The sequence below is a fragment of the Caldifarcimen microaerophilum genome (assembly GCF_055387105.1).
Genome location: NZ_AP038914.1, coordinates 1 through 26,822, shown reverse-complemented (window position 1 = coordinate 26,822; position 26,822 = coordinate 1). Strand labels below are relative to the sequence as shown.

Below are 26,822 nucleotides of genomic sequence, written 5' to 3'. Positions count from 1 at the left end.
CCTGCGCCTGTATCCTATGGGCCATCATGTGGGCTGTTTTCCTGGTGGCTGCCATGGAAGTTCTGGCCCTGCGTGCGGGGGATACCCTGCACATCCCCCTTCCGGACACAACGCAGACCATTCCGGAATCCCTCCTCACCACACCGGGCACGTATCGACTTCTGGATTCCGCGGGCAACGTCCTTCAGGAAACCACCATCACCGCCCCCCAGCAGGGACCGACAGCCTCGCCGGAGGAGCAGGAGCCTCCGAAACCCGTCCGCACCGAGCGCCTGCCCGTTCTGGCCTTTCTCCTGTTTTTTGGAGGGCTGTATTTCTGGCAGGTCCAGCTGGCCCGTTCGGGGCAGAAACCCTGGTTGCGCCCCATCGCGGGACTCAAAGCGCTGGACGATGCGGTGGGACGCAGCACGGAAATGGGCCGTCCCGTCCTCTTCATCCCCGGCATGACCGACATTGACAGCCTGTCCACCATCGCAGCCCTTTCCGTCCTCAAATATGTGGGGAAAAAGGCTGCCCTCTATGAACTTCCCGTGATCGTCCCCCTCCGGGAACCCATGGTGATGGCAGCGGCGCAGGAAATCCTCCGGGAAGCCTTCACCGAAGCCGGTCGGCCGGACCTGTATGACGAAGACAAGGTGTATTTCACCACCACCCAGCAGTTCGGCTATGCCTCCACGGTGGCGGGCACCATGATGCGAGAACGCCCCGGTGCCATCTTTCTCATGGGACACTATTACGCCGAAAGCCTGATCATGGCGGAAACCGGAAACGCCGTGGGTGCCATTCAGATTGCCGGAACCGCCGCCACCGACCAGCTCCCCTTCTTCATCGCCGCCTGCGACTATGTGCTGATCGGGGAAGAGTTCTATGCGGCCAGCGCCTATCTCTCCGAAAGCCCGGATGAACTGGCCACCATCAAAGCAGAAGACTTTGTGAAGTTCTTCTATATGGCCACCATTCTGGCCGGTTCGATCCTGGAAGGACTGGGCATCCACATCCTCAAAACCCTGCTGGAGGTCGGCTGATGCGGGGACCGGTCATCCTGGTGTTTCTTTCGGGACTTCTGATGATCGTCTCCTTCTTCCTGAATGTGGAACCCTTCCCCCAGATGGAACTCTGGGCGCTCCGCTGGTATTACATTGTCCTCGGCTTTGCCCTTCTTCTCGGTGTGGACAGCCTGATCCTTCACAACCTTCGCCGGATCCGGCGCGGAGGTTTTCAGGCCTTTTACTCGGCCACGCTGGTCCTCGGGTTTTTCATTACAGTTGCCTGGGGTGTGTACGCGTGGGTCCGGTATGGCAGTCCTTTTGCCCCCAACTCCAGCTTTCTCTGGCTTTTCCGGTATGTTGAGGTCCCGCTGGATGCCACCATGTTTTCCCTCCTCGCTTTCTTCATCGCCTCCGCCGCCTATCGGGCTTTCCGGGCCCGGAACTTTGAGGCCACCCTTCTCCTTGTGAGTGCCGGGCTTGTGATGATGGGGCGGGTGCCGCTTGGAGGATACCTTGCCGTTCCCCTGTTTTCTGCCTTTTTCCTGCTTCTGGCATATGATCTTTACCAGCGGCGCTCCCCCGATCCCGGCGTCCGCATGGGTGAACGCCTTGCCGCCCTGTTCTTCCTCCTTCTTGCCGTGGTCATCCTCCTGCCCTTCGCCTTTCCCAAACTGGCAGCATCCGTGGGACCTCTTGCGGGCTGGATCGTTTCGGTGCCCCAGGTGGCCGGCAAACGGGGGGTGGAGCTCGGACTGGCCCTGGGGTCCATTGCCTTTGGCTACCGGGTACTCTTTGGCATGGAACGGGGGTATCTGCGATGAGGCGGTTGGGTGAGGCCCTGATGAGCATCCCGCGTCCGTGGCTGTATACCCTGGTTTTCCTGGCCGCGGCCCTGCCCTTCTTTCTCAAAAAAGCGTTGCCCGTGGACGTTACCCCGGAGGTCCGGAAAGTCTATGAATTCGTGGAAAGCCTCCCACCCGGCACCCCCATTCTCCTTTCCACCGACTACGGTCCCTCGTCCATGCCCGAACTGCAACCCACCCTGGAAGCCCTGCTCACTCAGGCCTTCCGGAAAAACCTCCGGGTGGCGGTGATGACCCACACCACCTATCAGGGCATCATCGTGGCCCAGATGGGACTGGACAAAATCGCCCGGAAAATGGGGAAACGGTATGGCACGGATTACGTGCTCCTCGGATACCGCCCCGGTGCGGCCGCGGTGATCATCAACATGGGAAAGGACATTCGCTCCGTGTTTGACGCCGACATCAACGGAACCCCCCTGGACAGCCTCCCCGCCCTCCAGGGCGTGAAAACCCTTTCAGATTTTGGACTGGTGGTGAGCCTTGCGGCGACGGCGGCGGGGGACTTCTGGGTGATCTATGGCCAGTCCCGCTATCACTTTCCTCTCGCCCTCGCGTCCACGGCCGTGCTCTCCCCGGGGCATTACCTCTATTACAACGCCGGTCAGGTGGTGGGGTTGATTCCCGCTCTCAAAGGGGCCAGCGAATATGAGCACCTGGTGGGCCTTGTGGGACCAGCGACGCTGGGCATGACCAGCCAGGCTGCCGTCCACGCCTTTCTCCTCCTTCTCATTTTCGTCGGGAATCTCGGGTATTTCATGGCACGGAGGTGGGCGCGATGAGCCCTCTGGACCTTCTGGGGGTGTGGCTTGCGGCCTTTCTCACCCTGGCCATTTTCAGTTTCCTTTTTGGTGAAAATCCGCTCTACCGGTTCGCGGAGCACCTCTTTGTGGGGGTTTCGGCGGGATTTGGGATCCTGGTGGCGCTGGACCAGGCGGTGTGGCCCTCCCTCCGTGCGGCCTTTCAGGCACCCCATCCCTTCCTCAAAGCCGTCAGCGTGCTCGCCCTGTTGCTCGGAACCCTGATGCTCACCAAACTGGAGGTGGTGGCGTCCATCTGGCCGGAAGGGCGGCGGCTTTCCCACTGGCCCATCGCCTTCATCACCGGGATCGGGGTCGGGATCGGGATCGTCGCCACCGTCCAGGGGTTCATTTTTCCCCAGCTCAAAGCAACGCTGGTTCCCCTGTGGGCCGCGGATTTCCAGACCCTTCTTTCCAACTGGGTGCTGGTGGTGGGGGTGCTATTTTCCATCCTGTATTTCTATTTCTCCTTCCAGTTTCGGGGGCGGGTCGGGCAGACGGCGCTCCGGCTGGGGATCGTGTTCATTATGGTGGCTTTCGGCGCCTCCTTTGGCTACACGGTCATGGCCCGTGTGTCCCTCCTCATCGGACGGATTTACTTCCTCCTGAGCGAGTGGCTCCATCTGGTGTGACCCCCCTCGCGTTGATGCTTCCCCTTCAAGTCTTTATCCTTTCTCCATGCCCGTTCCCGTGTTTGACTGGCACCAGGATGTTCTGTCCGCCCTTGTGAAAGGGGAGCCCCCCACCGGGGAAAGCTACCTCCAGGCCGGATACCGGGTGATGGTGGGCGCCGTGTTCCCCCTCCAGAAAGCAGGCGGATTCTGGCATCCTCCCGATGATCGCTTCAACGAAACCGCCCTGGCCCTGGAACTCTACCACGCCTGGATCGAACAGGACCCTCACCTGGTCCTCCTCACCCGCCTGGAGGAAGTGGAGCGCCTCCCGGACGACCGGGTGGGCATCCTCTTGGGGGTGGAAGGGGGGTACATGATCAGCCACCCCTACCACGTCCGGAGTCTCCACCGGATGGGGGTGCGCCTTCTGGGCCTCACCTGGAACGTGGACACCCTTCTTGCCGCATCCTGCAAGACCGGAAAGGATTATGGCCTCACCGACTTCGGGAAACGGGTGGTGGACGAAGCCCTGTCCCTCGGGATGTTCGTGGACCTGGCCCACGCAAGCCCCCGAACCCGGCAGGATTTCTCCAAGACCTTCCCGGAGATCCCCCCGCTCTATTCCCACGGCGGTGTGCTTTCCGCCCCTCAGGACGCCCGGAATCTGAGCCTTGCGGAGATGGAACACTTTGGGCAGGGCCTGGTGGGGCTGGGCGTGGGTGACCTCTTCCTGGAGAAAGAAGGCCTGGCCCTTCAGGACCTGGTGGACGTGTTCACAGACCTTTTCCGGAAGTTCCCCAACGTCATCGCCCTGGGATCCGACTTTTTCGGCCTGGGACCCTCCTCCATGGCCCCCGAACTCCAGAACCACACCGACCTCCCTGTCCTCGTGGACGCCCTTCAGGAAGGGGGCATGACGGTTGAGGAGGTCCGGGCGCTGTTCTGGGAAAACAGCGTCCGGTATGTCCACCGGTTTCTGGATGCCCTGGGAGGACGCCCATGATCCTGGTGTTCAAAGAACTCAAACCCGGGAAAAACAAATTTGCCTTCACGACAGAGCCTGCCGAACTGGATCTTCCGCAGGAAGATCCGGCATTTCGGGAAAGGGTTTCGGTGAACCTGGTGGCCCACAAGCAGGTCACCCTGATTGAACTCCGCCTCACCGCCCGCACCCGGGCGGAGATGGTCTGCAGCCGGTGTGGGGAAACCTTTTCAAAGGACGTGGAAGGCGAAGCCACCTACATCATCCGGCAGGGAAGCGAACGCCTTTCCCGGGAGAAAACCCTTTCGGACGAAGACATCTACACCATCTTCACCACCGAAGGAGAGATGGACACCCTCCCCCTCATCCGAGAGGTCCTTCTCCTTGAAGTCCCCATGCGCCCTCTCTGCCGGGACGATTGCGCGGGGCTGTGTCCGGTGTGCGGAGCCAACTGGAACGTGGAGACCTGCCCGCACCGCGAGGCAGAGGAAAAAGAAGCCCTTCAGGAACCGGTACGTAAAGGCCTTGCGGCCCTGCAGGATCTCTGGAAGGCCGCACAGAAACAGCACAGGGAGGAATAACCCATCATGAAGCGCACACCCCTTTTTGATCTGCACGTTGCCCATGGCGCCCGCATGGTGCCCTTCGCCGGGTATTCCATGCCTCTCGTGTACACGTCCATTCTGGAGGAGCACCAGGCGGTTCGCACCCGTGCAGGCGTGTTTGACGTGTCCCACATGGGCCGGTTCCTGGTGGACGGCCCGGATGCGCTGGCCTTTCTCCAGTTTGTCACCTCCAACGATCCCGGGCGGCTTTCCCCCGGCGGTGCCCAGTACAGCCTGTTCCTCAACGAAAGCGGAGGGATTGTGGACGATCTCGTGCTCTATCGCCTGGCCGACAGCCGGTTTCTTCTTGTGGTGAACGCCGCCAATGCCATGAAGGACTGGGATCACCTCCATCGCCACACGCCGGGGTTCTCCGTCCACCTCCGGGATCTCACGGAGAACTGGGCCCAGCTTGCCCTCCAGGGTCCCCGAAGCGAAACGGTGATGAAGGAACTCTTCGGCGTGGACCTCTCGGATGTGGCCTTTTATCACTTTGTGGAAACCTCCCTTGAAGGCGGGCACGCCCTCGTCTCCCGGACCGGATACACCGGCGAAGACGGCTTTGAGATCTATGCCGTCCCCGACGTGATCCGGAAGGTCTTTGAACGCCTTCTCTCCCATCCGGATGTGTCCCCTGCCGGACTGGGTGCCCGGGACACCCTCCGGCTGGAGATGGGATATCCCCTGTGGGGGCACGACATTGACGAAACCACCACCCCCCTGGAGGCCGGTCTTTCCTGGACGGTGGTGCTCTCCAAAGAGCGGTTTCTCGGCAAAGAGGCCCTGCTCAAGCAGAAAGAAGCGGGTATCGCTCGCAAGCGTGTGGGCTTTCAGTCCGCCTCCCGGCGGGACATTCCCCGGGAGGGACTTGCCATCCTGAAAGAAGGGACGGAAATCGGAAAGGTCACGAGCGGCACCCTTTCGCCTTCCTTAGGCGTGGGCATCGGGATGGGCTATGTCCCGGTGGAACACGCCCGGGTGGGGGATCACCTCACCATTGCCGGGCGGAAACCCTTTGATGTGACCATCGTTCGCATGCCCTTCTATAAACACGGTTCGCTGAAATCCTCGGCGAAAAAAGGAGGTGCATAATGGGTCGAACATGGGCCCTTGCACCGGATCTTGAGGTCTCCCGGATCGGTCTGGGCGCCTGGCAGTTTGGAACCGAGCGGTGGGGATATGGCGCGGACTTCACCCGGGAGGACGCCATCGCCGCCATCCACGCCTCCCTTGAAGCCGGGGTCAACTGGATTGACACGGCGGAAGTGTATGGGGATGGGGAGTCCGAGCGCATCATCCGGGAAGCCCTCGGGGAACGCATCCGGGAGGTGATCATCGCCACCAAGGTGGCCGGGTCCCATCTGCGATACCGGGACGTTCTGAAGGCAGCGGAAGGCTCCCTCTCCCGGCTGGGGCGGGACTGGATTGATCTCTACCAGCTCCACTGGCCCAACGCCTATGCGCCCCTTGAGGAAACCCTGAAAGCCCTGGAAGAACTCCTCCGGTCCGGAAAAATCCGGTATGTGGGCGTGTCCAACTTTCCCCCCGAGCTCACCGAACCCCTCCGTCAGGCGCTGGGGGACAAACTCGTGTCCAATCAGGTACGCTACAGCCTGGCCGATCGCTCCATCGAAAAACACGTTCTCCCCTACTGCAGGCGCCACGGCATCACCATCATCGCGTACAGCCCCATCGCCCAGGGACTCCTTACGGGGAAATACACCCGGGAGAACCTTCCGCAGGACCCCATCCGGTCGGATCATCCCCTCTTTCGCTCCCCCAACGTGGATCACATCTTCCGGATCGTGGACGTTTTGAAGGAAATGGCCCAGAAATACAACCGCACCCCTGCTCAAATTGCCCTCCGCTGGCTCATTCAGCAGGACGGGGTGGTGGCCATTCCCGGCGCCAAAAACCCCCAGCAGGCCCGGGACAATGCCGCCGCCATGGACTTTGAGCTCACGCCGGAGGACTGGGCGCGGCTGGAGGAAGTTTCCCGGTATGAAATCACGTATTTTGTGGAATAACATGCAAGGAGAAGAGCGATGTTGCTGGCACTCTGGCTTGCCCTGACACCGGGCTATCCCGTGGAGGCCGCCTGGCCCATTCCCAACCGGGAATACGTTCCCGCCCTTCTCGAAGTCCTGAACAACGCGAAGCACTCCATTGACATCTTCATGTATATCGGTCGCTATTATCCCAACTATCCGCAGGACGCGAACAGCAAAATCATCCAGGCCCTCATCAACGCCCACAACCGGGGGGTTCGGGTCCGTGTTCTGCTGGATGCCTCCAGCTGGAATGTCGGAAACAGCCTGCAGAACCGCGCCTTTGGAGACAGCCTCCAGCGGGCGGGGATTGACGTCTGGTATGACGATCCCAACGTCACAAGCCACGACAAGCTCATCATCGTGGACACGCTCTTTGTGATCGTGGGGTCCACCAACTGGAGCTACTATGCGCTGGAGCGAAACAACGAAGCCAGCGTGCTTCTCAAATCCCGGCCCCTTGCCGAGTATTTTCTCGCCCACATGGAAGAGGCCATGCGCTTCGCCACCAAGGACTTCCCACCCCTTGAGGAGTGAGTCATGACGGCCCTGCTTGCGGTTTTGCTGGCCCTGGAGCCCCTCCATCTCACCCTCATCCACACCGGGGAGTTTTACAGCGAATACAACGGGACCCGGGCCTGGTTTTTCAACCCCGAATTCCCGCCCCCCATCGGGGGACTCCGGGCGCTTGGCGATCTGATCAACCACACCCGGAAACGCGCCCGACACCTGCTTCTCCTGGATTCGGGCAACTTTGCGGCGGGGGACCTTTTCGGGGAGGGCTCGCGCATCCAGGATGCCGTGAATTTTCTGAGACAACACCCCTACACCGCCCTGAACGTGGGTTTTCGGGATCTTGCCCTGGGACCGGATCGCCTTCGCCTTCTGAGGGCGAGCATCCCTTCGCCTCTCCTTTCCGCCAATCTCCGCATGGCGGATGGTGCCCGCCCCCCCTTTATCCAGGCGGAAACCCTCATCGTGGTGGACGGGGTGCCCATCGGAATTTTCGGGCTCACCAGCGAATATTACCGGATCTACAACCTGTGGGAAAAAATGGACGTCTGGAAGGTGGAGCGGGAGATTCCGGCCGCCCGGGAAGCTGTTCAGCGCCTCAAGGCGCAGGGGGCCAAACTCGTCATCTGTCTTTCCAACACCGGATTCGCCCACGAACGCCGTCTTGCCCGGGAAGTCCCGGGAATTGACGTGATCCTGGGATCGCTGGACCCGCCGGGCCTGAGGGAACCCGTGGTGGAGGGTCCCCGCCACACGCTGATCGTTCGACCCTACAGCGGCGGAACGCAGGCGGGCGTGCTGGAGCTGTGGGTGGACCGGAACGTGGGCGGCGTGGTGAACTACCGGTATAAGAGCGTGGCCCTCCTGTGGGAAGATTACCCGGGAACGCCTGCGGTGAGTTCCCCCCTCCCGCAGCCGGAAGACGAAGAGGAGTTTTTTGCCTTTCCGGAAGGCACAACCATTCCGGAGGCACCCCTTCAGCCATGATCCCCCTTGCTCCCCCTCGTCTTGCCCGGGAAGCCGACCGGATCACTATGGAAGAACGGGGAATTCCGTCCCTTGTTCTCATGGAAGCCGCAGGATGCGGTGTGTTCTATGCTCTCCGGGAACGGTTCCCCCACCACCGGGCACTGGATCTTCTCGTGGGAAAGGGGAACAACGGGGGCGACGCTCTGGTGGTGGGACGGCTGGCCCTGGAAGCAGGCTTTTCGGTGCGGGCCTATCTTCTCTCTGACCAGCTTTCTCCCGATGCTTCCTTTCAGCGGTTACGCTATGAGCGGGCCGGCGGTGACATCCGGCCCCTTTCGGACTACACCCCGCGGAAAGCGGTGGTGGTGGATGGCCTGTTTGGCACGGGGTTCCGGGGGGAACTTCCTGAAGACATCGCAGAGATCCTGGACCGGATTCCGGACGACCTGCCCCGGGTGGCGGTGGACATCCCCTCCGGGGTGAATGGAGAGACTGGCGAAGCCGCCCGGGCCTTTCGCGCAGACCTCACCGTCACCTTCCAGCAGGCCAAACCCGGGCATCTCCTCTATCCCGGTCGCCGGTTCGTGGGCGAGCTCGTGGTGGTGCCCATCGGTCTGGATCCGGAGGCCGTGGCTTCCACCCCTCACCGGGTGGTGGTAGCCTCTGACGTGAGGACGGCGCTTCCCCGTCGTCGGGGTCCGGAACACAAGGGCCAGGTGGGACGGGTGCTCATCCTGTCTGGACGGAAGAACTATGCCGGTGCCGTGATTCACGCAGCCTGGGGTGCCCTCCGGGCCGGTGCGGGGCTTGTGTTTGTGGGAGTGCCGGACGCCATCTATCCCGTTGTGGCCGGGGCGGTTCCGCCCGCTGTGGTGTTTTCCGCTTCAGCCGGCGAGACCCTGGACAGGAATGCCGTGGAAAAAGCGCTTTCTTACAGGCCCGATGTCGTGATCACGGGACCGGGGCTGGGGCGAGAACCCCATCTCCGGGAGGTGGTGCTTGAACTCCTCCGGGCGTTTTCAGACCCTGTTCTCCTGGATGCCGACGCGCTGGTGCTTCTGCGAGGAGAGGAGATTCTCCGGAGGCGGGAGAACCTGATCCTCACTCCCCATACTGGAGAAATGGCCTATCTTCTTGAAGGGCTTTCGGCCGTGGACATTGACCGGAAACGCATGGAGATCGCCGAACAGTGGGCCGAGGAAGCCTCCTCGCTGCTGGTGTTGAAAGGTGCACCCACACTGACAGCGGGGAGAGGAAAAGTCTTCTGGAATCCAACGGGAAATCCGGGGATGGCCACAGGCGGAAGCGGTGATGTGCTGGCCGGTGTGATCGGGGCCCTGGTGGGGCAGGGGATGGACGTTCTTACGGCTGCGTGGAGTGGCGTGTGGATCCACGGTCGTGCAGGGGATCTCGCCCGGGAAACGTGGGGTGAAATGGGACTCACCGCGCGGGAAATCGCGGATTCGGTGGCTTCGGCGCTCAGGGAGATGGACCGATGACGCTGATCCTCCTGGCCTGGACCTTCCGGATGTTTCTCCCCGCCGGAGAGATCCAGAACGTCTTCGCGATGGATGACCGGGTGGTTCTGGCCGTTCAGGGCGGGATCCTTGTGATGGACACGTCGGGAAACATTCAGACCGGGGTGCCCACGCCAACCCCTCCCGTGATGGCCGTGCTGGCCCCGAACCGTCTGAATCTCTTCTGGGTGGACGCGGAAGGCGATCTGTACCGGAGCGATCTTCAGAGTCTCCAGAGTTTTCGCCTGGTTCACGTGGGGGAAGGGCACTCTCTGGCCACGGACGGCCAGCGGGTGTTTTTTGCCACCCTGAGCGACCGGGTGATCACCCTGGATGTGGCCGGCTTTCCCCGCCACGAACCCCGCCCGCGGAACCTGGCCTGGAGCGGCCTCTGGGGCCAGGTTCCCGAATCCCATCCGGGCCGGACCCTCCTGGATCCGGTGCACACCCGGATTTCATTCTATGAACCCCGGCGGGATCGTGCATGGGTGGTGGAAGATTCCGGTGTGGTGATGGTGGATCTCCAGACAGGCATGCGAAAGGCATTTGGATTCCCTGTCCCATCCGTCCATCCCCTTGCCGGGGCCTTTCTCCGGCCTTCCCCCGGCGTGTATGGGGAAGGGGGCGTTGCTCTTCTCACGAACGAACAGCGCTGGCGGTGGATCATTCCGGGAGAACGGGTGGTTGCGGCCTGTCCACCCGACCGGTTTCTCACGCCCTTCACCCTTCTCCTGTGGAAGGGAGGGTTTCCCCAGCAGTTCCCCCTGAGCGGCGGGCCCTTTGAACGGATGGCCTGCGGGGGTCAGGCCCTCTGGGTGGGAGGGCCGGATGGGGTCTGGGAAGTCGGAAAGGGCTTGATCCTCTCGGTGAGGGTACGGGACCTTGCATGGAACGGAACGCTGTGGGTGGCTTCTTCGGCCGGACTCTTTGTTCTTCGAGACACCGCATGGGAGCGGCTTCCGGATACGGCGGGTGTTCTCTCCGGCGACGTGCTGGATCTGGACGCGCAAAACGATACGGTGATCGCGGCCTCTCCTTTGGGTGCGGTTCTGTGGAGTGAAGAAGGACGTCTTCATGTTCTGTCCCGTCATCCCGTGGAACGGATCACCCTCACGGGAAGCGATCCTGTGGGTTATGACGGAACCCAGCTTGTGGCGTTTCGTCCCGAAGGACCGGTCCCGATCTACACACCGACCAACCTCCAGGACGTGGTGGATCTGAAAGCCAATGGAGATACGCTGATTGCAACAACACCCCGCGGTCTCTGGCTGTTTCTGAGATAGCCCATGCGCCGGGACCAGTTTGTTGCCTGGGTGCGCCTGGTTCTCCTCCAGATGGGGCGTCATGACGTGATGGACCGGGCGGCAGCCGTGGCGTTTTTCACCGTGTTCTCCGTTTTCCCCGCCCTGCTTCTGGTGTTTGCCGTTCTTCATCTTTTTGGGCGGGAAGCCCTGTTCCGGGCCGTCCTGCCGTTCCTGTCCACCCTCATGCCGGAAGCCCCGGTGGAAATGCTCCAGCGGGCACTGGAGGACGTGCTCTTTCGGCGGGGAAGCGTCTCCACCGGCATCGGTCTGGGCGCGGTGGGGCTTTTGTGGGCGGCGTCCATGGCCCTATCATCCCTGATGCACGCCATTTACCGGGCCTATGAACTTCCCTATCACCGCCCCTTCTGGTTCACCCGCCTCATGGCTCTCCTCGTCTTCCTCCTCCTCATAGCCTGGGGAACGCTCACCCTTCTGGTCTTCCTGTTCTATCCTCTCGTGGTCCAGGTTCTCCCGGATCTGGTCCGGATTCCCCTTGTCAAGATCTTTCCCTATCTCGTGGGTTTTCTCCTGGTGGGGGGGGCCGCCATGATTCTCTTCTATCTGGCCCCACCACGGCGCATTGCCCTCAAATACCATCTTCCGGGAACGGTGTTCTTCGCCCTTTCCTGGCTCGTGGGAACTCGTCTCTACGCCTTTTATGTGAGCCAGATCGCCGTATACCGGGCGGTGTATGGCGCCCTGTCCGGAATGATTGTGGGACTCATGTGGGCCTATCTCGCAAGCCTTCTTCTGCTCATCGGCGCGGAAGTCAACAGCGCCCTTCTGGAAGTCCTCGGCCACCCCGAGAAAGTCGGCGTTCAGGATCCGGAATCGTGAACCGGATACGATCACTCATTATCGTCTTTCCTGCCATGCTGGGCGTTCTTGCGGGTTGTCGCACGGCTCCCCCGGTCCCACCCCGCAGACCTCCGGTTCGGCTCCTCCGGGTCCTTCCCCTCCCCCCCTTCGCCGAAACCCTGCGGGCTTCGGCCCTGGGTCCGTGGGTTCGTATCCGGGTGGATCAGCGTGCTGCCCTCACTCTGACGGACACGGCCCTTCTGATCACCACGACGGGGGTGGACACCCTCCTCCCGGGAACCCGGATCCGGATTCTGCGCACCGTAGAACTTCCCCCGAAAGGCGTGTGCGGCCGGGTGGACACCACGGGGTTGTTTGTGGGTCGGGTGGTGGAGGGGATCCGGCGTTTCCGGACCGGCTTTTCTTTCACACCGAATCCAACATGCTCCGACACCCTCTGGATTCCCCGGCCCCCGGTGGGGTTCTGGGAGAGGGACCACCGGAGATTCTGGAGCGGGCCGCTGGAGATCTGGCCCTGGGGTGGGGACGGGCGACGGGGGGTGTCCACCTCTTTCGGGCAGTTTTCCGGCAAACTCGTTCTCTGGCCTGGAAACTCGGGCATGGACGTGATCAACGCCCTGCCCATGGAGGTGTATCTGGAGGGTGTGCTCCTTGCCGAAATGGGACCCCAGTTTCCCCTGGAAGCGCTCAAAGCCCAGGCGGTGGCGGCCCGAACCTATGCCCTGCGCACCCTCCTGGACCGGCCCCTGTTCGCACCCTTCCACCTGTACGGAGACGTGCGTCACCAGGCGTATCGGGGGGGCGAGGCGCCGGGGGTGATCCGCCGGGCCGTGCGTGAAACCCGGGGAGAGGTCCTTCTGGATGGGGATTCGGTGGCGGTGGTGTTTTATCATGCCAACTGCGGCGGCATGCTTGCAAATGGGGAAGCTGTGTTCGGTGTGAGCAAGCCCTATCTCCGGGCGCGGCCGGATCTGTATCAGGGGGTGGTGGCCTGCGAATACGCCACCCGGAAAGTCCCGGAACTCGCCTGGTTTGGCAAACGGGAGCGCTGGCATGCCTTTGTTCCCCGGACCTGGCTGGAACGGGCGTTTGGCCTGGGTCGTTTTCAGACCGTTCAGATCCTCCGGCGAAGCCCTTCCGGACGGGTGGAAGCCATCCTCTTTCAGGGAACAGCAGGGAGTCGTACCTTTGAAGGGCAGGCCCGTGTCCGGCGGATGCTGGGAAAACCCCTTCCCAGCACCCTCTTTCAGGTTCGGGAAAAGCCCGAGGGGATCTGGCTTGTGGGGTGGGGATACGGGCATGGCGTGGGGATGTGTCAGGTGGGTGCAGGGGGGATGGCGGCCATGGGCGCCGACCACCGGACCATCCTGGAGCATTATTACCCTAGCCTGACGTCTTTCCGGATCTGGTGATATTTCATTTTTGAGAATTTCGCTTCAGCAAAAGTTTCACGGCTGAAACCCCCGTCCTGATGTGTCGCATAAAGTGGCCTCCCCATGGGGAAGTTCTGAACCCGGTGCTCTCTTTTCACTGGCAATGGTTTTGCAAACATCTTGGAAACCGAACAGGAGGTTACCCATGACGCTGGCGGAAAGGATTGACGAATACCTTGGGAAACTGAAACGGGATGTGCCCGAGGTGAGGGAGATTTTCCTCATCTCGGAAGAAGGGTTTCCCATTTCCACCTATCCCCCCGAAGAGGAAAAAGAATCGGATCCATTTCTCATCGCTTCCCTGTTTGGGGGCGTTGCGTCCATGGTCAATTCCGCTCTCAGCGAAACCCGTCAGGGCAATCTCACGCAGATGATCCTGGAAGCGGACCAGGGGGTGACGGTGATGGTGATCTTCCCCCACGGTCAAACCCTCACGGTGATTGCCGAACCTACGGTGCGTATGGGGATTCTCGTGGGCTATATCCGGCGGCTCGTGCAGTCCCTCACACCTCTGCTTGCCGAACTCTGAGGAGGTGAATTATGTTTCAGAATGAGAAGATGCGGGAATTTCTCAAACACCATGGGGTGGTGGTTCCCCGCTCGGCCCTTGCGGAGGCCTATGCCCAGGTCCTCCGTCTTTCAGGTATCGGGCTCACCAGTTTGATTTCGTCTGCGGTGGAGCGCTCAGCCGCCAGAGTGGCCGAGGAATACAAAAACCTGTATGGTGATCCCGATCCCGCAGATCTTCCCGATATCGTCGCGGCGTTTCTCAGAGAGGGCCACTGGGGAAGTTTTGACGTGGCATTCCGGGACGAGACCGGGTTCACCCTGAAAGCACCCTCCACCCTCTTTTCTGAAGCCACCTCTGCAAAGAAACCCGCGTGTCATCCCATTGCTTCATCCATCCAGGGCTTTGTGAAAGCCATCATGGGGAAGAAGGTCCAGGTCAAAGAGGTGACCTGCCGGGCCAGAGGAGACGACGCCTGCACGTTTGAGGTGCGGATGTCCTGACGCCGTGGCCCCGTTTCGCCCACCGCCCCGGGGGTTGTCCCCGGGGCGCTTGCCATTCACGTATTCTTAACGCTGGTTTCACATGGTTTTAGCCCGGTCCCGGTATCCTATATGCGAACCTAAACACAGTTCAGCAAAGGGGGACATCCGTGATGCGTCGCACAGCGGTGGTTGTGACCCTCACCGCCCTGACCCTGGGGGCAACCCTCACGGGAGCAGGCTCCACCTTCATCTATCCCCTGCTCTCGTCCTGGGCCTATCAGTATGAGAAAAAAACGGGGAACCGGCTCAATGATCAGTCCATTGGCTCCGGCGGAGGGGTTCGGTAGATCGTGAACCGCACGGTGGACTTCGGGGCAAGCGATGCCCCCATGACGCCGGAAGAACTCGAGAAACACAATCTCTTCCAGTTTCCCGTGGCCATCGGAGGGGTGGTGGTGGCCATCACAGAAATGCTTCCACGTATTTCGCATCCGGTTCGCACGAACCATGCATCTCTGAACATCTGCCTTCGGAAATTTTTTCCGGGTCTCTTCTTTGTCTTTGCAAGGGTGCGCTGTCCGGAAAAAACGTTTACACTTTTGGGTATATCAACACACCCCAAGCAAGAAATCTCTGATTTTGCTTGGGGACCTCGAAAAGACACCCCACACGATTCTCTTCGGAATCGCGCGGGGCCCCGGGAAAAGACCAACATTTTAAGAAAAACACATTAGGTAAGGGACCCCGCGGAGTTTCTCTGTGGAAACCCTGCGGGGGGAAACTCGGGAAGAACCAAAGGCGGAAGGAAGATTCGCCCCCTTGTCATGTGCACTCGACTCAGCGATCCGCTGGACATACCTCTGAAGGGAAGGGCAACTTCATCAGGACTTTTCCTTATAGGAGACATAACGGTCATCCGGGTGCGGCGATTTGAAGGGTCTGGTCGTTCCGGCTATACTTAAGATATGTCCCTCCTTGCGGACCTTTCCCTGGTGGTCCTCGGGATCGCCCTCCTCTATGGAGGGGGCGAATTTCTCGTTCGGGGCGCGGTGATCCTCGCCCGGAGTCTGGGGGTTTCCACCTGGGTGATCGGGATGACCGTGGTCTCCGCCGCCACCTCCATGCCGGAGCTTGCGGCCACCCTCCTCTCCTTTTTCCGGGGGGTCCCCGCCCTCGGGGTGGGGAACGTGGTGGGATCCAACATCGCCAACATCGGGTTGATCCTGGGCACCACCGCCCTGGTTTCCCCCATCCATCCGGAGGCCCGTGCCTTTCTCCGGGAGATTCCCTTCATGATCCTCCTGTCCATCCTGATGGTGGGGGTGGCCCTCACCGGTCATCATCTCACACGACCCGAGGGACTCCTGCTCTTTGTGGTGGGGATGGGGTATCTGGGGCTCCTCATGAGAGAGAAGGATCCAAGGGTGCTGGAGGAGTTTGAGGAGGAGTTTGGCTGGAGCGGACGGGCTTCGCTGGCGGGACTTCAGGTCTTTCTGGGCGTGGCCTTTCTGGTGGGGGGGTCCCATGCCCTGGTGGAGGGGGGTGTGGGACTGGCCCGGGCGCTGGGGGTTTCCGAACGGGTTATTGGTCTCACCCTTGTTTCGGTGGGGACCAGCCTTCCCGAACTTGCCAGCACGCTGGTTGCCGCCTTCAAAAAAGAGGCGGATATTGCCCTGGGCAATGTGGTGGGATCCAACATCTTCAACATCGCGTCGGTTCTGGGCGTGGCCGTGCTTCTTCACCCTGTGCCGGTGGAGTCGTCCATGCTCCCCGATTTTCTCACAATGCTGGCCTTCAGCGTGTTTCTCTTTGGGGTGGCCCGAACCCGCCTCATCCGCCGGTGGCATGGGCTCGTGATGCTGATCCTGTATGCGACCTACATCACCTTTCTGTTTCGCTGAATTTACCCCGACTTTTGTCCCTCTTGCGGTTGACGCTACCCGCTGGAAAGGCTATACTATCCCCTGAAAGGAGGTGATGGGATGGCTGGACATTCCAAATGGGCGCAGATCAAGCATAAAAAGGCCAAGGTGGACGCGAAGCGGGGGAAGGTGTTCAGCAAACTGACCCGCGAAATCATGGTGGCTGCCCGGCAGGGGGGACCGGATCCGGACCTCAACCCTCGCCTTCGCCTGGCGATTGAACGGGCCAAGGCCCACAACATGCCCATGGATAACATCGAACGGGCCATCAAACGGGCCACCGGGGGAGCCGAGGGGGTGCAGTACGAAGAGATCGTGTATGAAGGGTATGGCCCCGGTGGAGTGGCCTTTCTTGTCCTGGCCCTCACCGACAACCGCAACCGGACGGCCAACGAAATCCGGCATCTTTTCAGCAAACACGGAGGGAACCTGTCCACCCCTGGAAGCGTGGCCTGGCAGTTTGAAGAGCGGGGCGTGATCTATGTGGACCGCCAGGCGGTGGACGAAGACACCCTAATGGAGATCGCCATCGAGGCGGGCGCGGACGACCTCCGGGCGCAGGAAGAAACCTATGAGATCCTCACATCTCCGGAGGCCTACCGCCCGGTGGTGGAGGCGCTGGAGCAGGCGGGGATCCCCTACACCCATGCCGAACTCACCAAACTTCCCCAGAGCACCGTGCGGGTGGAGGGGAAGGACGCCGAAAAGGTGATCAAACTGATGGAAGCCCTTGAGGAGCATGACGACGTGCAGCGGGTGTTTGCCAATTTCGATATCTCCGAGGAAACCCTCCAGGCCCTTGCGGAATCGTCCTGATGCGCATCCTGGGGGTGGATCCTGCCCTTCGCTCCACAGGATTTGCCCTGCTGGATCTTGACCATCGGCGGGTGGAGGGGTGGCTTGCCCGGACATCCTCCCGGGATCCGCTGGCTGAACGGCTCCTTTCCATTGTGAACATGTGTGAAGCCATTCTGACGCGAGAGCGCCCGGATCAGGTGGTGATGGAGGGGGTGATCCTTCATCGAAATCCCCGAACCGCGCTGGGGATGGGGGCTGTCCGGGGAGCCCTTCTGGTGGCCTTCGCCCGGGCAGGGATCCCCGTGGAGGAAGTGTCTCCCACCCGTATCAAACGCATGCTCACCGGATATGGACAGGCATCCAAAGAACAGATTGCCCGGATGATCGGTCATCTTCTGGATACGGATCTCACATCCTGGCCCCGGGATCTCACCGATGCCCTGGCCCTGGCCGCCGGTTTCGCCGTGCAAACGGGGATGCTCCGGTGATCGAACGCCTGGAAGGGGAGGTGGTCGAACGGGGGCATCTCTGGGTCCTCCTGAAGGTGGGTCCGGTGGTGTTTCGTGTGTGGACGGTTCCCCGGAATCTCCCACCGGCCGGATCCCGCGTTTCCTTCTGGACCCACCTTGTGATGGGGGATGTGCCCGCCCTTTATGGTTTTCAGAGCCTTCCGGAGCGAGACCTTTTTCTTCGTCTTCTCAAGATCCCGGGGATTGGACCCCAGACGGCCCTGCGCATCCTTGCCGGGTCCACTCTGGAAGAACTCCGTCAGGCCGTGGAGAGCGGAGACACACGGTTTTTCTCCCGGATTCCGGGGGTGGGGAAAAAGCGGGCGCTTCGAATCCTTGCAGAGCTCAAAGAGGATCTGACCCTTCCGGCGCAGGTTCCATCCAGCGTGCTGGAGGCCCTCATCGCCCTGGGACTCTCCCCCCGGGAAGCCCGGGAAGCCCTTCAGACAGCTCTCCGGGAGCATCCCGAAGCCGATGAAGAGGCCCTCCTTCGTCGGGCCCTCGAACTCAGGAGCCCCCCATGAGCTGGCACTCTCCCTTTCCCCTCCCGGAAGAAAAAGAACTCGAAACCACCCTCCGGCCCCGGCGCTTTGAGGAATTTGTCGGACAGAAGGGGGTGGTGTCCAACCTTCGGGTGTATGTGGAGGCCGCCCGAAAGCAGGGGAAAGCCCTGGATCACGTGCTGCTCTCGGGACCTCCGGGGCTGGGGAAGACCACCCTGGCCCATCTGATCGCTCAGGAACTCGGCGTGGACATCGTGGCCACGTCGGGACCGGTCCTTGAGCGCCCTGCCGACCTTGCCGGCATTCTCACGCGCCTCAAGGAAAGGGACGTGCTCTTTATTGACGAGATCCACCGGTTGCCCCGTGTGGTGGAAGAATACCTTTACAGTGCAATGGAAGACTTTGTCCTGGACGTGATGCTGGACCGCGGTCCCCACGCCCGTGCCATCCGCCTCCACCTCCAGCCCTTCACCCTGGTGGGTGCCACAACCCGTCCGGGTATGCTCACGGGTGCCCTGCGCTCCCGGTTCGGGATCCTGGAACACCTGGAGTATTACGTGGACGAGGAAATCCGGGACATCGTGGTGCGCTCCGCCCGGATCCTCGGTGTGGAGATCACCCCCGAAGGTGCGCTGGAAATCGCCCGACGGTCCCGGGGAACGCCTCGAATCGCCAACCGTCTGTTGCGTCGCACCCACGATTTTGCGCTGGTGGAAGGGGATGGCGTGATCACGGATGACCTTGCCCGCTATGCCCTGGACCGCATGGGTGTGGACCCCCGGGGCCTGGACGCCCTGGACCAGCGATTTCTGAAAACGCTGGTGGAACAATTTGGGGGAGGTCCCGCCGGCATTCGGGCCCTGTCCGCCACCCTGGGGGAGGATCCCCAGACCCTGGAAGAGGTGGTGGAGCCCTTTCTGCTCCGGATCGGTTTTCTGGTTCGCACCCCACGGGGACGGAAAATCACCGCCCGGGGACTTCGGTATCTCGGGCTTTCCACAACGCCAGACCTTTTTGGAGGATAGCCATGCCCTACACGGTCATCATCGGACTCCAGTGGGGAGATGAAGGAAAAGGCAAAATCGTGGACGCCATTACCCCCTCGTTTGACTGGGTGGTGCGGTTTCAGGGGGGGGCCAATGCGGGCCACACCGTTCTGGTGAACGGTGAAAAACACATCTTCCACCTGCTCCCCTCCGGGATTCTGCGTCCGAATGTCCGGTGCGGGATCGGTCCGGGGGTGGTGGTGGATCCGGGCGTTCTCCGGGAGGAAGTCGCCACCGTGGAAGAGAAGGGGATCCCTTTGCGGGACCGCCTGTTTGTGGATGCCCGGGCCCATCTCGTCCTCCCCCACCACCGCTGGGAAGACCACTTTGAGGAAGAGAAGGGGAAGGGGGTGGGGACGACGCGCCGCGGGATTGGCCCAACCTACCGGGATCGTAGTGCCCGGAGGGGCATCCCCCTCCGGGTTCTTTTTGAGCGGCCGGAACGCCGGGACCGCATGCTTCAGCGGTTTTTTGAATGGAACGAGGCGATCCTTGCGGCACGGTATGGGAAACCACCCCTTCCCCGGGATCGGGTGATGGAGGAACTTCTGGCTTTTCGGGACTGGGTGGCCCCCTTTGTGGCCGACGTAGCCTACCTCACCCAGAAGGATCACGAACAGGGGGGCCAGATCCTTCTGGAAGGGGCGCAGGGTGCGGGCCTGGACCTCGCCTTCGGAACCTATCCCTTCGTGACCTCTTCCCACACCATCGCCGGAGGTGCCACAGTGGGACTCGGCGTGGCACCCCATGCCCTCACCCGGGTAATCGGTGTGATGAAAGCCTACACCACCCGCGTCGGAAAAGGACCTTTCCCCACCGAGATCAGGGATGAACGAGCCGAATGGTTGCGGGATCGGGGGGGAGAATACGGTTCCACCACGGGACGTCCCCGACGCTGCGGCTGGCTGGATCTTCCCTTCTTGCGCTACATGGTCCGCCTGAACGGTGTCACGGATATTGCCCTCACCAAGCTGGATGTCCTGGCGGGTCTGGGTGAAGTCCCGGTGGGTGTGGCCTGGCGGATCGGTGAAAAACGGTATGAATGGCCGCCTCTGGGGATGATTGACCTGGAGGATGTGGAGGTGGAGTATGGGATGTGGCCGGTTCCGGAGGATCTTGACGGAGCGGACCGCGCCCCCTATGTTTTACAACTGGAAGAAGCGCTGGGTGTCCCGGTGCGATGGGTTTCGGTCGGCCAGGCCAGGGATGCCCTGATTGAACGCACGGGGCGGTGAGATGAGACGTGGATCCTTTGTGGATGTGCTGTACAACGCCCTCTCGAAAAAGAAGACGGTCCAGCTCGTGTTCTGGGGACCGGAGCGGTCGGGGGTGGTAATCGTCAAGATCAAAGAGGGGCGGATTCTCTCGGTGGACAGCACCTGGGGCGGGGGACGAAAAGAACTCTCCAAACTGTTTTTGTGGGGTGCGGGGGAGTATGCCGAAAAAGAGCTGAACGAAGAAGTATCCCTGGAAGAGGTCCCGGAACTGGAAGCCCTCACCTCGGAGGATTTCGGAGGCCTCGAAAAGGATGAAGAGGTGTATGCCGTGCTGGAGCGCAGGCCGGCGGAACAGGCGGCGCCTGCCGAGGCCCCCGAAACACCCCCCGAGTCCTCCATGGAGCGGGGGATTGAGCTGCTGGAGATGGTCCGGGTTCGAACGGTGGTGGAGGCCAACCGATTTGAGCTCTTTGATGCCCTTCTCGCCCAGCTCCCCCTCCAGGAACGCTGGGTGCGCAAGGCCGAACAGTGGTCCCTGGCCAAGGAAATCTTCCGGGAGATCTACCGCGCGAAAGCCTCGGGCCTCCTTCTGGGACGCTCAACCAAGGGGAAACTCTGGGGGATCTTTCTGGGGGGGACCGTGGTGGGATCGGTGTTCTGGAAAAACGGCGTGGACGAACTGCGAGAAGGTCGGGCAGCCCTCCATTACGTGCACCTGCTTTCCACCGTGGATCCCATGGAATGGCGTTTTTATGATCTGGAAGAACGTCTGCTCACCGGGATCGGGGTGTATTTCACCGGCATCCCCCTGATTCAGGGGATTCTCCCCGGTGGGAGCCTTCTGTGGTGGCTCCGGGCCCTCCGGGAAGCCCAGGTCCCGGGAGACCTTTTCTACGTTCTTCCCGGAGAGGATTTGAGGCAGGGGATTGTGGTGTTGCACGATCGGGAGATCCAGGCCTTCCACAGCGGTGAGCCCCTGTCCCTGGAGCGGCTGGAGCAATCCATTCCTCCTGAACGCCTTTTCCAGGTCTGGGCCTTTGCGGGTGAGCTCTGATGTGGCCCCTTCCCCCTCGCCCGGTGATCATGGGAATCCTCAACGTCACCCCGGATTCCTTTTTCGATGGCAGACGGTACAATCGCCTGGATGCGGCCCTTCGCCGGGTGGAGGAGATGGTGCGAGAGGGGGTGGATATCGTGGACGTGGGTGGGGAATCCACCCGCCCCGGTGCCGAACCGGTTTCCCTTGAGGAAGAACTGGAGCGGGTGATTCCCGTGGTGGAGGCCATCCGCACCCGCTTTGATATCCCCATTTCGGTGGACACCACCAAAGCCACGGTGGCGGAAGAGGCCCTCAAGCAGGGCGCAAACTGGATCAACGATGTGTCCGCCCTCCGGTTTGACCCCCGGATGGTGGAGGTGGCCCGGACCTACCAGGTCCCTGTGGTGCTCATGCACATGAAAGGAACCCCGCGAACCATGCAGCAGAACCCGCAATACCGGGACGTGGTCCAGGAAGTGCACACCTTTCTTTCTGAACGGGTCCGGTTTGCCCGGGAGCACGGCGTGGACCGCGTGCTGGTGGACCCGGGCATCGGGTTTGGCAAGCGTCTGGAGCACAACCTTGCCCTCCTTCACCATGTGGACCGCTTTCGGGAACTGGCGCCGGTTTTGATCGGCGTGTCTCGCAAGTCTTTCATCGGGATGCTGGGAGCGGGAGACACGCCGGATGAACGCCTGGAGGGCACCCTTGCTGCGGCCGCCTGGTGTCTTCTCAAAGGTGTACGGGTGTTCCGGGTCCACGATGTGGGCGCCCACAAAAAGTTCTTTACCGTTCTCCAAGCCATCCAGGAGCAGGTCTCATGAAAACCTACATCGTCACCGGCGCGGCCGGGTTCATCGGATCCCATCTGGTGGAGCATCTCCTCTCTCTCGGACACCGTGTGATCGGCGTGGACTGGCTCACCTATGCGGGATCGGTGGAAAATCTGGATTTCGTCCCCGAATCGGAACGGAAGGTCTATGTGCCCCTGTTCGGGAGTCTTCCCCGCCGGCACGCCCTCTATGCCCACTATGCCGAGGAGGATGGACACCGCCTCGCCGAGTTTGCCATGGAGGCCAAAGAAGCCCGGGATCTTGCGGTGAAAATCCCCTCCGCCTGGTCCGTCCAGCCCGTCCCCACCTCGGAAGATCTCGGGATGTTTCTCAAAGATCGGTTCGGGCAGGATCACCGGTTTGTCCTGGTCGTTGCCGATGTGGCCAACCCTTCGGTGTGGCCGGCCCTCCTGTCGGCTTCGGATGGTGTGTTCCACCTGGCGGCGGAAACCCATGTGGACCGGTCGTTTCTGGACGTGGAGAGTTTCCTGTTTTCCGATATCCATGGCACGGTCTCCCTGCTCCAGGAAGCCCACCGTCTGAAGTATGCGGGGAAGATCCTCCACATGAGCACGGACGAGGTGTATGGTGAAACCTTTTCCCCCGCATCCGAGAACGCACCCCTGGACGCCACCAACCCCTATGCCCTCTCCAAACTTGCCGCAGATCGCTTTGCCCACGCGTTCTTTGCCCGGATGGGCCTTTCGGGGGTGGTGGTTCGACCCACCAACATCTTTGGCCCTCGCCAGCACCCGGAAAAGTTCATTCCCCTCATGATCATCCGTGCCCTGCGGGACGCCCCCCTTCCCGTGTATGGGGACGGTCGGCAGGAGCGATCCTGGCTTTTCGTTCAGGACGCGGTGGAAGGGCTCGTGCGGGCGATGGAGAAAGGAAAACCGGGCGAAGTGTATAACCTGGGTGCCGAACGCCCCACCCCCAACATCGAAATGGTGAAGAAAATCCTTCAACTTCTGGGGAAAGAGGAGTCCCTCATCCGGTTTGTGAAGGATCGTCCAGTGCACGACCGGCGTTACTGGCTGGACTCCAGCAAGGCCCGGAAGGACCTGGACTGGTCGCCCCGGATTTCCCTGGACGAGGGCCTCTCACTCACGGTGGAATGGTATCGAACCCATCCGGCCTGGTGGGAGCGGATTGTGGACCACGATCCTCAGTTCCGGCAATATTTTGACGCCTGGTACAGCGAGCGTCTGTCATGAAGATCCTGGTCACGGGTGGTGCAGGATTTATCGGCTCCCACGTGGTGGATGCGTATGTGGCGGCCGGGCATGAGGTCCTGGTGGTGGACAACCTCACAAGCGGAAAGGCACAGAACGTCCATCCCGATGCCCGGTTCTTCAAGATGGACATCACGGATCCGGCGGTGGACGAGCTCATTCTCCGGGAGCGGCCGGAGGTGATCAATCACCATGCGGCGCAGATCTCGGTGCCCCTTTCGGTGGAGGACCCCCACGAAGATGCCCGCGTCAATGTGCTCGGAACCCTCCGGCTCCTCCAGGCCGCCGTGCGGGCCGGGGTTCGGAAGATCATCTTTGCCTCCACGGGCGGTGCCATTTATGGCGAGGTGGATGAGCCTGCGGAGGAAAGCCGTCCTCCTTCTCCCCTCTCCCCCTATGCCCTTTCAAAACTCACGGGCGAGCTGTACATCCGCTGGTTCGGCCAGACCCACGGCCTTGCCTTCACCGTGCTGCGGTATGCCAACGTGTATGGACCCCGGCAGGTTCCCCACGGAGAGGCCGGCGTGGTGGCCATCTTTCTGGAAAAACTGCTTGCCGGCGAGATTCCGGTGATGTACGCCTATCCGGAAACCCCGGACGGCATGATCCGGGATTACGTGTTCGTGGGGGACGTGGTGGAGGCCAATCTCCTCGCCCTGCACCGTGGAGACGGGGAGATCCTCAACATCGCCACGGGCAGGCCCACCACGACGGGGGAACTGTACCGGCTTCTGGTGGACCTTCTGCGGGAAGCGGGGGTATCCCTTCCCGAAGGAGCGGAACAACCCCGGAAGGGCCCCGCCCGGCCGGGAGATCTCAAGAAAAGCCTTCTTTCCCCCCGCCGGGCGCAGGAGGTCCTGGGGTGGGCCCCCCGAACGTCTCTGCGGGAGGGCCTCCAGAAAACCCTTCTCGCTTTTCTCCCCGCATGACCCCCCGGGTGAGTGGATTCACCTTTGTCGCCAACGCCGAGCGGGCGGGCTATCCCCTGCGGGAAAGCCTTTTGAGTCTTCTTCCCCTGGTGGACGAACTGGTGGTGGTGCTCGCCCCTTCCGAAGACCGAACGGAAGACATTCTGCGATCCCTCAACGATCCGAAAATCCGGATCCTCCCGGCCGATCCCGTTCCCTTCACCGGTCCCCGCTATTATGCCCACTACACCGATCTGGCCCTCAGGGCCTGCCGGGGGCGCTGGTGCGTGTATCTCCAGGCGGACGAGGTCATCCCCGAATGGGATATCCCCCTGATCCGGGAGGCCCTGGAGCGCTATGAGGAAGATTCCCGGGTGGAGGGCATGGCCCTTCAATACCGGCACTTTTATGGGAGCCCCGAATATTTCCACCACGGATACGGCTGGTATGCCCGGGAGGTCCGGATTGTGCGCAATCTCCCTGACATCCACGCATGGGGGGATGCCCAGGGCTTTCGCCGGCAGGGACGGAAACTCCGGGTGGTGCTCCTCAACGCCTGGATCCACCACTACGGGTGGATGCTCCCGCCGCGGAGGATGCTCCGGAAAATCTATCAATCCGAATACGTTCGGGGCAAGCGGTCCGAGATCGCCGAACCCCCAGAGGACGTTCCGGCGGAAGCGGTGTATGGGGAGACGGAAGGGCTTCGCCGGTACAGGGGTCCTCATCCCGCCGTGATGGAGGACTACCTCGCCCGGTGCACCTGGACTTTTCGCCCCACCCTTCGCCCGCCTTCCCTGCGCCGGCGGCTCCAGAAGGCGGTTGCCGATCTCACCGAACGCCTGACCGGTCGGCGATTTCTGGAGTATCAGAATTTTGTGGTGGTGGATCGGTTCGGGTTTTAGGGCGTGGGTTCATACACCCGGGTGGCCTCGGAAAGGAAGTTGACCATCCGGGTGAGGGCATGCCAGCCCCCCAGAAGGGCAAACATCGTGCCCCACATCACCCCCACCAGTCCCACCGCCAGAAAAAGGGAAAACAGCCAGAAGGGAGGGGACCCGGGGACAACGGGGCGAAGCCGGGATTCATAACCTTCTTCCGCCCGGACATACAGTTCGCGGACGCGCTCCCGGATTTCCTCAGGTCTCACTCTCAAGGGCACTCCGGATACGCTGAATCAGCCCGTCCACACGGGAATCCCTGCGGCGTTCCCTGTCCAGGGTCCGGAGATTGGAAAGGACGGTGGTGTGGTGGCGACCGAACACCTCACCGATCTCCCGCAGGGACATGTGGAAGTCTTCGTGGAGCAGAAACATGGCAATCCGGCGGGCAAGGGCCACGTTCCGGCGGCGGCTCCGCCCCAGGATGCCGTCCACCGAAACGGACAGAGTCTCGCTCACCACGGCGATCACGGTGTGGGCAATGGAGGGTTCCTCCAGGAGCACATCCCGTTCCAGGGTGTGCCAGTCCGGGAGGCGTCCCTGGAGCTCTTCATAGGCCAGCACCTGATTGATCCAGCCTTCCAGAACCCGCAGATCTCCGGGGGCACGGGAGACCAGGAGGTCCACCAGTTCCGAAGGGAGCGCCCGGCCCCGTTTCTCGAGAAGAAATTGTACAAACGCCCGCCGGCTTTCCAGATCCGGCGCAGGGAGGTGGACGGAAAGCCCACCGAGAAGACGAGAACGGAGGTCATCCCGGAGCTTGCGGAGATGGCGGGGGTGCTGGTCCAGGGAAAGGATCCACTGGCTGTGCACCCGGGTTTCCTCGAACAGGGTGAGAACCTCCGACTGGAAAAAGCCCCCCCGGGTCGAGAGTTCCTGGAGGTTTTCCAGGATGATCACCGTGTGACGGGTGATTTCCGCATGCCACGCGCGCAGGCGCTTTTCCCGAAGAGCTTCCACCGCGTCTTTCATGAACCGATCGGCGGTCCAGTAGAGAACGGGGACCCCCTGATTCCGGAGGGCGTGGGCATAGGCCAGAATCACCGTGGACTTTCCGGCGCCGGGAGGACCCCAGAACACCAGAGGGTTATAGAGGGGCTTGCCTTTGCGGGGCAGAAGATGGGCCATGAGTTCCACGGCAAACCGGTTGTGAGGTGTGCGGGCGATGCGGTCCAGGGGGCTTTCGGGCGACGGTGGAGCTTCCGGTTCCTGAAAGACCACACGTTCCACGGCGGGGAAAAATTCCTGGAGGGCAGAGAGAAGCCATCGCTCCAGTTCCGTGGTGGGCCGTCCCCGCACCACGGCTTCTTTCCCCCTCACCTCCAGCAGTTTGAGATCCCTCCGCTCGCCACCCCGGCCAAGGCGCGAGCGAATTTGTTCCCAGACAAGATCAAGAAGACGGGACTCCGAAAGGGCAGACAT

The 26,822-nt window shown here is 61.6% G+C and carries 31 protein-coding genes; 29 read left to right on the top strand and 2 right to left on the bottom strand.

The features are described from left to right. Positions 1 to 26 precede the first annotated feature (26 nt). From AC6HU3_RS00155 to AC6HU3_RS00015, 29 genes are all read left to right on the top strand, one after another. Positions 27 to 1,025 carry a DUF6754 domain-containing protein gene (locus AC6HU3_RS00155; RefSeq protein WP_497473788.1) on the top strand — a complete coding sequence of 333 codons (999 nt, stop codon included), beginning with the start codon at positions 27 to 29 and terminating at the stop codon, positions 1,023 to 1,025. Continuing rightward, positions 1,025 to 1,810, top strand: a complete 786-nt coding sequence (locus tag AC6HU3_RS00150) for a hypothetical protein (RefSeq protein WP_497473787.1) — start codon at positions 1,025 to 1,027, stop codon at positions 1,808 to 1,810. The genes AC6HU3_RS00155 and AC6HU3_RS00150 overlap by 1 nt, the downstream gene beginning before the upstream one ends. A 20-nt stretch (positions 1,811 to 1,830) precedes the next feature. Then, positions 1,831 to 2,634: a hypothetical protein gene (locus tag AC6HU3_RS00145; RefSeq protein ID WP_497473786.1), complete on the top strand. Its 804-nt coding sequence runs from the start codon at positions 1,831 to 1,833 to the stop codon at positions 2,632 to 2,634. Next, positions 2,631 to 3,284: a hypothetical protein gene (locus AC6HU3_RS00140; protein WP_497473785.1), complete on the top strand. Its 654-nt coding sequence runs from the start codon at positions 2,631 to 2,633 to the stop codon at positions 3,282 to 3,284. The genes AC6HU3_RS00145 and AC6HU3_RS00140 overlap by 4 nt, the downstream gene beginning before the upstream one ends. Before the next feature lie 46 nt (positions 3,285 to 3,330). Continuing rightward, positions 3,331 to 4,269: a dipeptidase gene (locus AC6HU3_RS00135; protein WP_497473784.1), complete on the top strand. Its 939-nt coding sequence runs from the start codon at positions 3,331 to 3,333 to the stop codon at positions 4,267 to 4,269. Then, positions 4,266 to 4,829: a YceD family protein gene (locus AC6HU3_RS00130; RefSeq protein ID WP_497473783.1), complete on the top strand. Its 564-nt coding sequence runs from the start codon at positions 4,266 to 4,268 to the stop codon at positions 4,827 to 4,829. The genes AC6HU3_RS00135 and AC6HU3_RS00130 overlap by 4 nt, the downstream gene beginning before the upstream one ends. Positions 4,830 to 4,835: 6 nt before the next feature. Then, positions 4,836 to 5,945 (top strand): glycine cleavage system aminomethyltransferase GcvT, encoded by a 1,110-nt coding sequence (gene gcvT / locus AC6HU3_RS00125; protein WP_497473782.1) that lies wholly within the window; start codon positions 4,836 to 4,838, stop codon positions 5,943 to 5,945. Then, positions 5,945 to 6,880 carry an aldo/keto reductase gene (locus AC6HU3_RS00120; RefSeq protein ID WP_497473781.1) on the top strand — a complete coding sequence of 312 codons (936 nt, stop codon included), beginning with the start codon at positions 5,945 to 5,947 and terminating at the stop codon, positions 6,878 to 6,880. The genes gcvT and AC6HU3_RS00120 overlap by 1 nt, the downstream gene beginning before the upstream one ends. A gap of 18 nt (positions 6,881 to 6,898) precedes the next feature. Next, complete coding sequence (locus AC6HU3_RS00115) at positions 6,899 to 7,438, top strand: phospholipase D-like domain-containing protein (RefSeq protein WP_497473780.1); 540 nt, start codon at positions 6,899 to 6,901, stop codon at positions 7,436 to 7,438. A 3-nt stretch (positions 7,439 to 7,441) separates the two neighbouring features. Next, entirely contained in the window at positions 7,442 to 8,401 is a 960-nt protein-coding gene (locus AC6HU3_RS00110; RefSeq protein ID WP_497473779.1) for a bifunctional UDP-sugar hydrolase/5'-nucleotidase, read from the top strand. Then, positions 8,398 to 9,882 carry an NAD(P)H-hydrate dehydratase gene (locus tag AC6HU3_RS00105; protein ID WP_497473778.1) on the top strand — a complete coding sequence of 495 codons (1,485 nt, stop codon included), beginning with the start codon at positions 8,398 to 8,400 and terminating at the stop codon, positions 9,880 to 9,882. The genes AC6HU3_RS00110 and AC6HU3_RS00105 overlap by 4 nt, the downstream gene beginning before the upstream one ends. Beyond that, positions 9,879 to 11,183, top strand: a complete 1,305-nt coding sequence (locus AC6HU3_RS00100; RefSeq protein ID WP_497473777.1) for a hypothetical protein — start codon at positions 9,879 to 9,881, stop codon at positions 11,181 to 11,183. The genes AC6HU3_RS00105 and AC6HU3_RS00100 overlap by 4 nt, the downstream gene beginning before the upstream one ends. A gap of 3 nt (positions 11,184 to 11,186) precedes the next feature. Beyond that, positions 11,187 to 12,041 carry a YihY/virulence factor BrkB family protein gene (locus AC6HU3_RS00095; RefSeq protein ID WP_497473776.1) on the top strand — a complete coding sequence of 285 codons (855 nt, stop codon included), beginning with the start codon at positions 11,187 to 11,189 and terminating at the stop codon, positions 12,039 to 12,041. Further along, on the top strand, positions 12,038 to 13,435 hold the full coding sequence (locus tag AC6HU3_RS00090) for a SpoIID/LytB domain-containing protein (RefSeq protein WP_497473775.1): 1,398 nt from the start codon (positions 12,038 to 12,040) through the stop codon (positions 13,433 to 13,435). Before AC6HU3_RS00095 ends, AC6HU3_RS00090 begins: the two co-directional genes overlap by 4 nt. Before the next feature lie 166 nt (positions 13,436 to 13,601). Next, the gene (locus AC6HU3_RS00085) at positions 13,602 to 13,985 is read left to right on the top strand and encodes a roadblock/LC7 domain-containing protein (RefSeq protein ID WP_497473774.1); all 384 of its coding nucleotides are present in this window, start codon (positions 13,602 to 13,604) and stop codon (positions 13,983 to 13,985) included. 11 nt (positions 13,986 to 13,996) lie between these two features. Further along, positions 13,997 to 14,467: a V4R domain-containing protein gene (locus tag AC6HU3_RS00080; RefSeq protein WP_497473773.1), complete on the top strand. Its 471-nt coding sequence runs from the start codon at positions 13,997 to 13,999 to the stop codon at positions 14,465 to 14,467. A gap of 149 nt (positions 14,468 to 14,616) precedes the next feature. Further along, positions 14,617 to 14,796, top strand: a complete 180-nt coding sequence (locus AC6HU3_RS00075) for a hypothetical protein (RefSeq protein WP_497473772.1) — start codon at positions 14,617 to 14,619, stop codon at positions 14,794 to 14,796. 3 nt (positions 14,797 to 14,799) lie between these two features. Further along, positions 14,800 to 15,183, top strand: coding sequence for a hypothetical protein (locus AC6HU3_RS00070; protein ID WP_497473771.1), 384 nt, complete (start codon positions 14,800 to 14,802; stop codon positions 15,181 to 15,183). Positions 15,184 to 15,414: 231 nt separating this feature from the next. Then, positions 15,415 to 16,350 (top strand): calcium/sodium antiporter, encoded by a 936-nt coding sequence (locus AC6HU3_RS00065; protein ID WP_497473770.1) that lies wholly within the window; start codon positions 15,415 to 15,417, stop codon positions 16,348 to 16,350. A gap of 81 nt (positions 16,351 to 16,431) precedes the next feature. Further along, on the top strand, positions 16,432 to 17,187 hold the full coding sequence (locus AC6HU3_RS00060) for a YebC/PmpR family DNA-binding transcriptional regulator (RefSeq protein WP_497473769.1): 756 nt from the start codon (positions 16,432 to 16,434) through the stop codon (positions 17,185 to 17,187). Continuing rightward, complete coding sequence (locus tag AC6HU3_RS00055; protein ID WP_497473768.1) at positions 17,187 to 17,657, top strand: crossover junction endodeoxyribonuclease RuvC; 471 nt, start codon at positions 17,187 to 17,189, stop codon at positions 17,655 to 17,657. Before AC6HU3_RS00060 ends, AC6HU3_RS00055 begins: the two co-directional genes overlap by 1 nt. Next, positions 17,654 to 18,202 carry a Holliday junction branch migration protein RuvA gene (ruvA, locus tag AC6HU3_RS00050; protein ID WP_497473767.1) on the top strand — a complete coding sequence of 183 codons (549 nt, stop codon included), beginning with the start codon at positions 17,654 to 17,656 and terminating at the stop codon, positions 18,200 to 18,202. Before AC6HU3_RS00055 ends, ruvA begins: the two co-directional genes overlap by 4 nt. After that, positions 18,199 to 19,206 (top strand): Holliday junction branch migration DNA helicase RuvB, encoded by a 1,008-nt coding sequence (ruvB, locus tag AC6HU3_RS00045; protein ID WP_497473766.1) that lies wholly within the window; start codon positions 18,199 to 18,201, stop codon positions 19,204 to 19,206. Before ruvA ends, ruvB begins: the two co-directional genes overlap by 4 nt. Before the next feature lie 2 nt (positions 19,207 to 19,208). After that, complete coding sequence (locus tag AC6HU3_RS00040; RefSeq protein ID WP_497473765.1) at positions 19,209 to 20,462, top strand: adenylosuccinate synthase; 1,254 nt, start codon at positions 19,209 to 19,211, stop codon at positions 20,460 to 20,462. 1 nt (position 20,463) lies between these two features. Next, on the top strand, positions 20,464 to 21,498 hold the full coding sequence (locus tag AC6HU3_RS00035; protein ID WP_497473764.1) for a hypothetical protein: 1,035 nt from the start codon (positions 20,464 to 20,466) through the stop codon (positions 21,496 to 21,498). Continuing rightward, positions 21,498 to 22,307, top strand: coding sequence for a dihydropteroate synthase (folP, locus tag AC6HU3_RS00030; RefSeq protein ID WP_497473763.1), 810 nt, complete (start codon positions 21,498 to 21,500; stop codon positions 22,305 to 22,307). Before AC6HU3_RS00035 ends, folP begins: the two co-directional genes overlap by 1 nt. Then, positions 22,304 to 23,533, top strand: coding sequence for a dTDP-glucose 4,6-dehydratase (locus AC6HU3_RS00025; protein WP_497473762.1), 1,230 nt, complete (start codon positions 22,304 to 22,306; stop codon positions 23,531 to 23,533). The genes folP and AC6HU3_RS00025 overlap by 4 nt, the downstream gene beginning before the upstream one ends. After that, positions 23,530 to 24,480: an NAD-dependent epimerase/dehydratase family protein gene (locus AC6HU3_RS00020; RefSeq protein WP_497473761.1), complete on the top strand. Its 951-nt coding sequence runs from the start codon at positions 23,530 to 23,532 to the stop codon at positions 24,478 to 24,480. The genes AC6HU3_RS00025 and AC6HU3_RS00020 overlap by 4 nt, the downstream gene beginning before the upstream one ends. Continuing rightward, complete coding sequence (locus tag AC6HU3_RS00015) at positions 24,477 to 25,364, top strand: glycosyltransferase family 2 protein (protein WP_497473760.1); 888 nt, start codon at positions 24,477 to 24,479, stop codon at positions 25,362 to 25,364. Before AC6HU3_RS00020 ends, AC6HU3_RS00015 begins: the two co-directional genes overlap by 4 nt. Here the strand turns inward: AC6HU3_RS00015 and AC6HU3_RS00010 are convergent. Both AC6HU3_RS00010 and AC6HU3_RS00005 read right to left on the bottom strand, forming a co-directional pair. Then, complete coding sequence (locus AC6HU3_RS00010; protein ID WP_497473759.1) at positions 25,361 to 25,609, bottom strand: hypothetical protein; 249 nt, start codon at positions 25,607 to 25,609, stop codon at positions 25,361 to 25,363. The genes AC6HU3_RS00015 and AC6HU3_RS00010 overlap by 4 nt on opposite strands. After that, positions 25,599 to 26,822: a DnaA/Hda family protein gene (locus AC6HU3_RS00005; RefSeq protein WP_497473758.1), complete on the bottom strand. Its 1,224-nt coding sequence runs from the start codon at positions 26,820 to 26,822 to the stop codon at positions 25,599 to 25,601. Before AC6HU3_RS00005 ends, AC6HU3_RS00010 begins: the two co-directional genes overlap by 11 nt.

Coding starts and splice junctions, on each gene's coding strand:
- AC6HU3_RS00065 (WP_497473770.1), top strand. CDS start 15,415: ATGTCCCTCCTTGCGGACCTTTCCCTGGTGGTCCTCGGGATCGCCCTC.
- AC6HU3_RS00140 (WP_497473785.1), top strand. CDS start 2,631: ATGAGCCCTCTGGACCTTCTGGGGGTGTGGCTTGCGGCCTTTCTCACC.
- gcvT (WP_497473782.1), top strand. CDS start 4,836: ATGAAGCGCACACCCCTTTTTGATCTGCACGTTGCCCATGGCGCCCGC.
- AC6HU3_RS00150 (WP_497473787.1), top strand. CDS start 1,025: ATGCGGGGACCGGTCATCCTGGTGTTTCTTTCGGGACTTCTGATGATC.
- AC6HU3_RS00080 (WP_497473773.1), top strand. CDS start 13,997: ATGTTTCAGAATGAGAAGATGCGGGAATTTCTCAAACACCATGGGGTG.
- AC6HU3_RS00085 (WP_497473774.1), top strand. CDS start 13,602: ATGACGCTGGCGGAAAGGATTGACGAATACCTTGGGAAACTGAAACGG.
- AC6HU3_RS00115 (WP_497473780.1), top strand. CDS start 6,899: ATGTTGCTGGCACTCTGGCTTGCCCTGACACCGGGCTATCCCGTGGAG.
- AC6HU3_RS00145 (WP_497473786.1), top strand. CDS start 1,831: ATGAGCATCCCGCGTCCGTGGCTGTATACCCTGGTTTTCCTGGCCGCG.
- AC6HU3_RS00155 (WP_497473788.1), top strand. CDS start 27: ATGTGGGCTGTTTTCCTGGTGGCTGCCATGGAAGTTCTGGCCCTGCGT.
- AC6HU3_RS00060 (WP_497473769.1), top strand. CDS start 16,432: ATGGCTGGACATTCCAAATGGGCGCAGATCAAGCATAAAAAGGCCAAG.
- AC6HU3_RS00120 (WP_497473781.1), top strand. CDS start 5,945: ATGGGTCGAACATGGGCCCTTGCACCGGATCTTGAGGTCTCCCGGATC.
- AC6HU3_RS00005 (WP_497473758.1), bottom strand. CDS start 26,822: ATGTCTGCCCTTTCGGAGTCCCGTCTTCTTGATCTTGTCTGGGAACAA.
- folP (WP_497473763.1), top strand. CDS start 21,498: ATGTGGCCCCTTCCCCCTCGCCCGGTGATCATGGGAATCCTCAACGTC.
- AC6HU3_RS00035 (WP_497473764.1), top strand. CDS start 20,464: ATGAGACGTGGATCCTTTGTGGATGTGCTGTACAACGCCCTCTCGAAA.
- AC6HU3_RS00105 (WP_497473778.1), top strand. CDS start 8,398: ATGATCCCCCTTGCTCCCCCTCGTCTTGCCCGGGAAGCCGACCGGATC.
- AC6HU3_RS00110 (WP_497473779.1), top strand. CDS start 7,442: ATGACGGCCCTGCTTGCGGTTTTGCTGGCCCTGGAGCCCCTCCATCTC.
- AC6HU3_RS00130 (WP_497473783.1), top strand. CDS start 4,266: ATGATCCTGGTGTTCAAAGAACTCAAACCCGGGAAAAACAAATTTGCC.
- AC6HU3_RS00100 (WP_497473777.1), top strand. CDS start 9,879: ATGACGCTGATCCTCCTGGCCTGGACCTTCCGGATGTTTCTCCCCGCC.
- AC6HU3_RS00135 (WP_497473784.1), top strand. CDS start 3,331: ATGCCCGTTCCCGTGTTTGACTGGCACCAGGATGTTCTGTCCGCCCTT.
- AC6HU3_RS00025 (WP_497473762.1), top strand. CDS start 22,304: ATGAAAACCTACATCGTCACCGGCGCGGCCGGGTTCATCGGATCCCAT.
- AC6HU3_RS00020 (WP_497473761.1), top strand. CDS start 23,530: ATGAAGATCCTGGTCACGGGTGGTGCAGGATTTATCGGCTCCCACGTG.
- AC6HU3_RS00015 (WP_497473760.1), top strand. CDS start 24,477: ATGACCCCCCGGGTGAGTGGATTCACCTTTGTCGCCAACGCCGAGCGG.
- AC6HU3_RS00095 (WP_497473776.1), top strand. CDS start 11,187: ATGCGCCGGGACCAGTTTGTTGCCTGGGTGCGCCTGGTTCTCCTCCAG.
- AC6HU3_RS00055 (WP_497473768.1), top strand. CDS start 17,187: ATGCGCATCCTGGGGGTGGATCCTGCCCTTCGCTCCACAGGATTTGCC.
- AC6HU3_RS00040 (WP_497473765.1), top strand. CDS start 19,209: ATGCCCTACACGGTCATCATCGGACTCCAGTGGGGAGATGAAGGAAAA.
- ruvB (WP_497473766.1), top strand. CDS start 18,199: ATGAGCTGGCACTCTCCCTTTCCCCTCCCGGAAGAAAAAGAACTCGAA.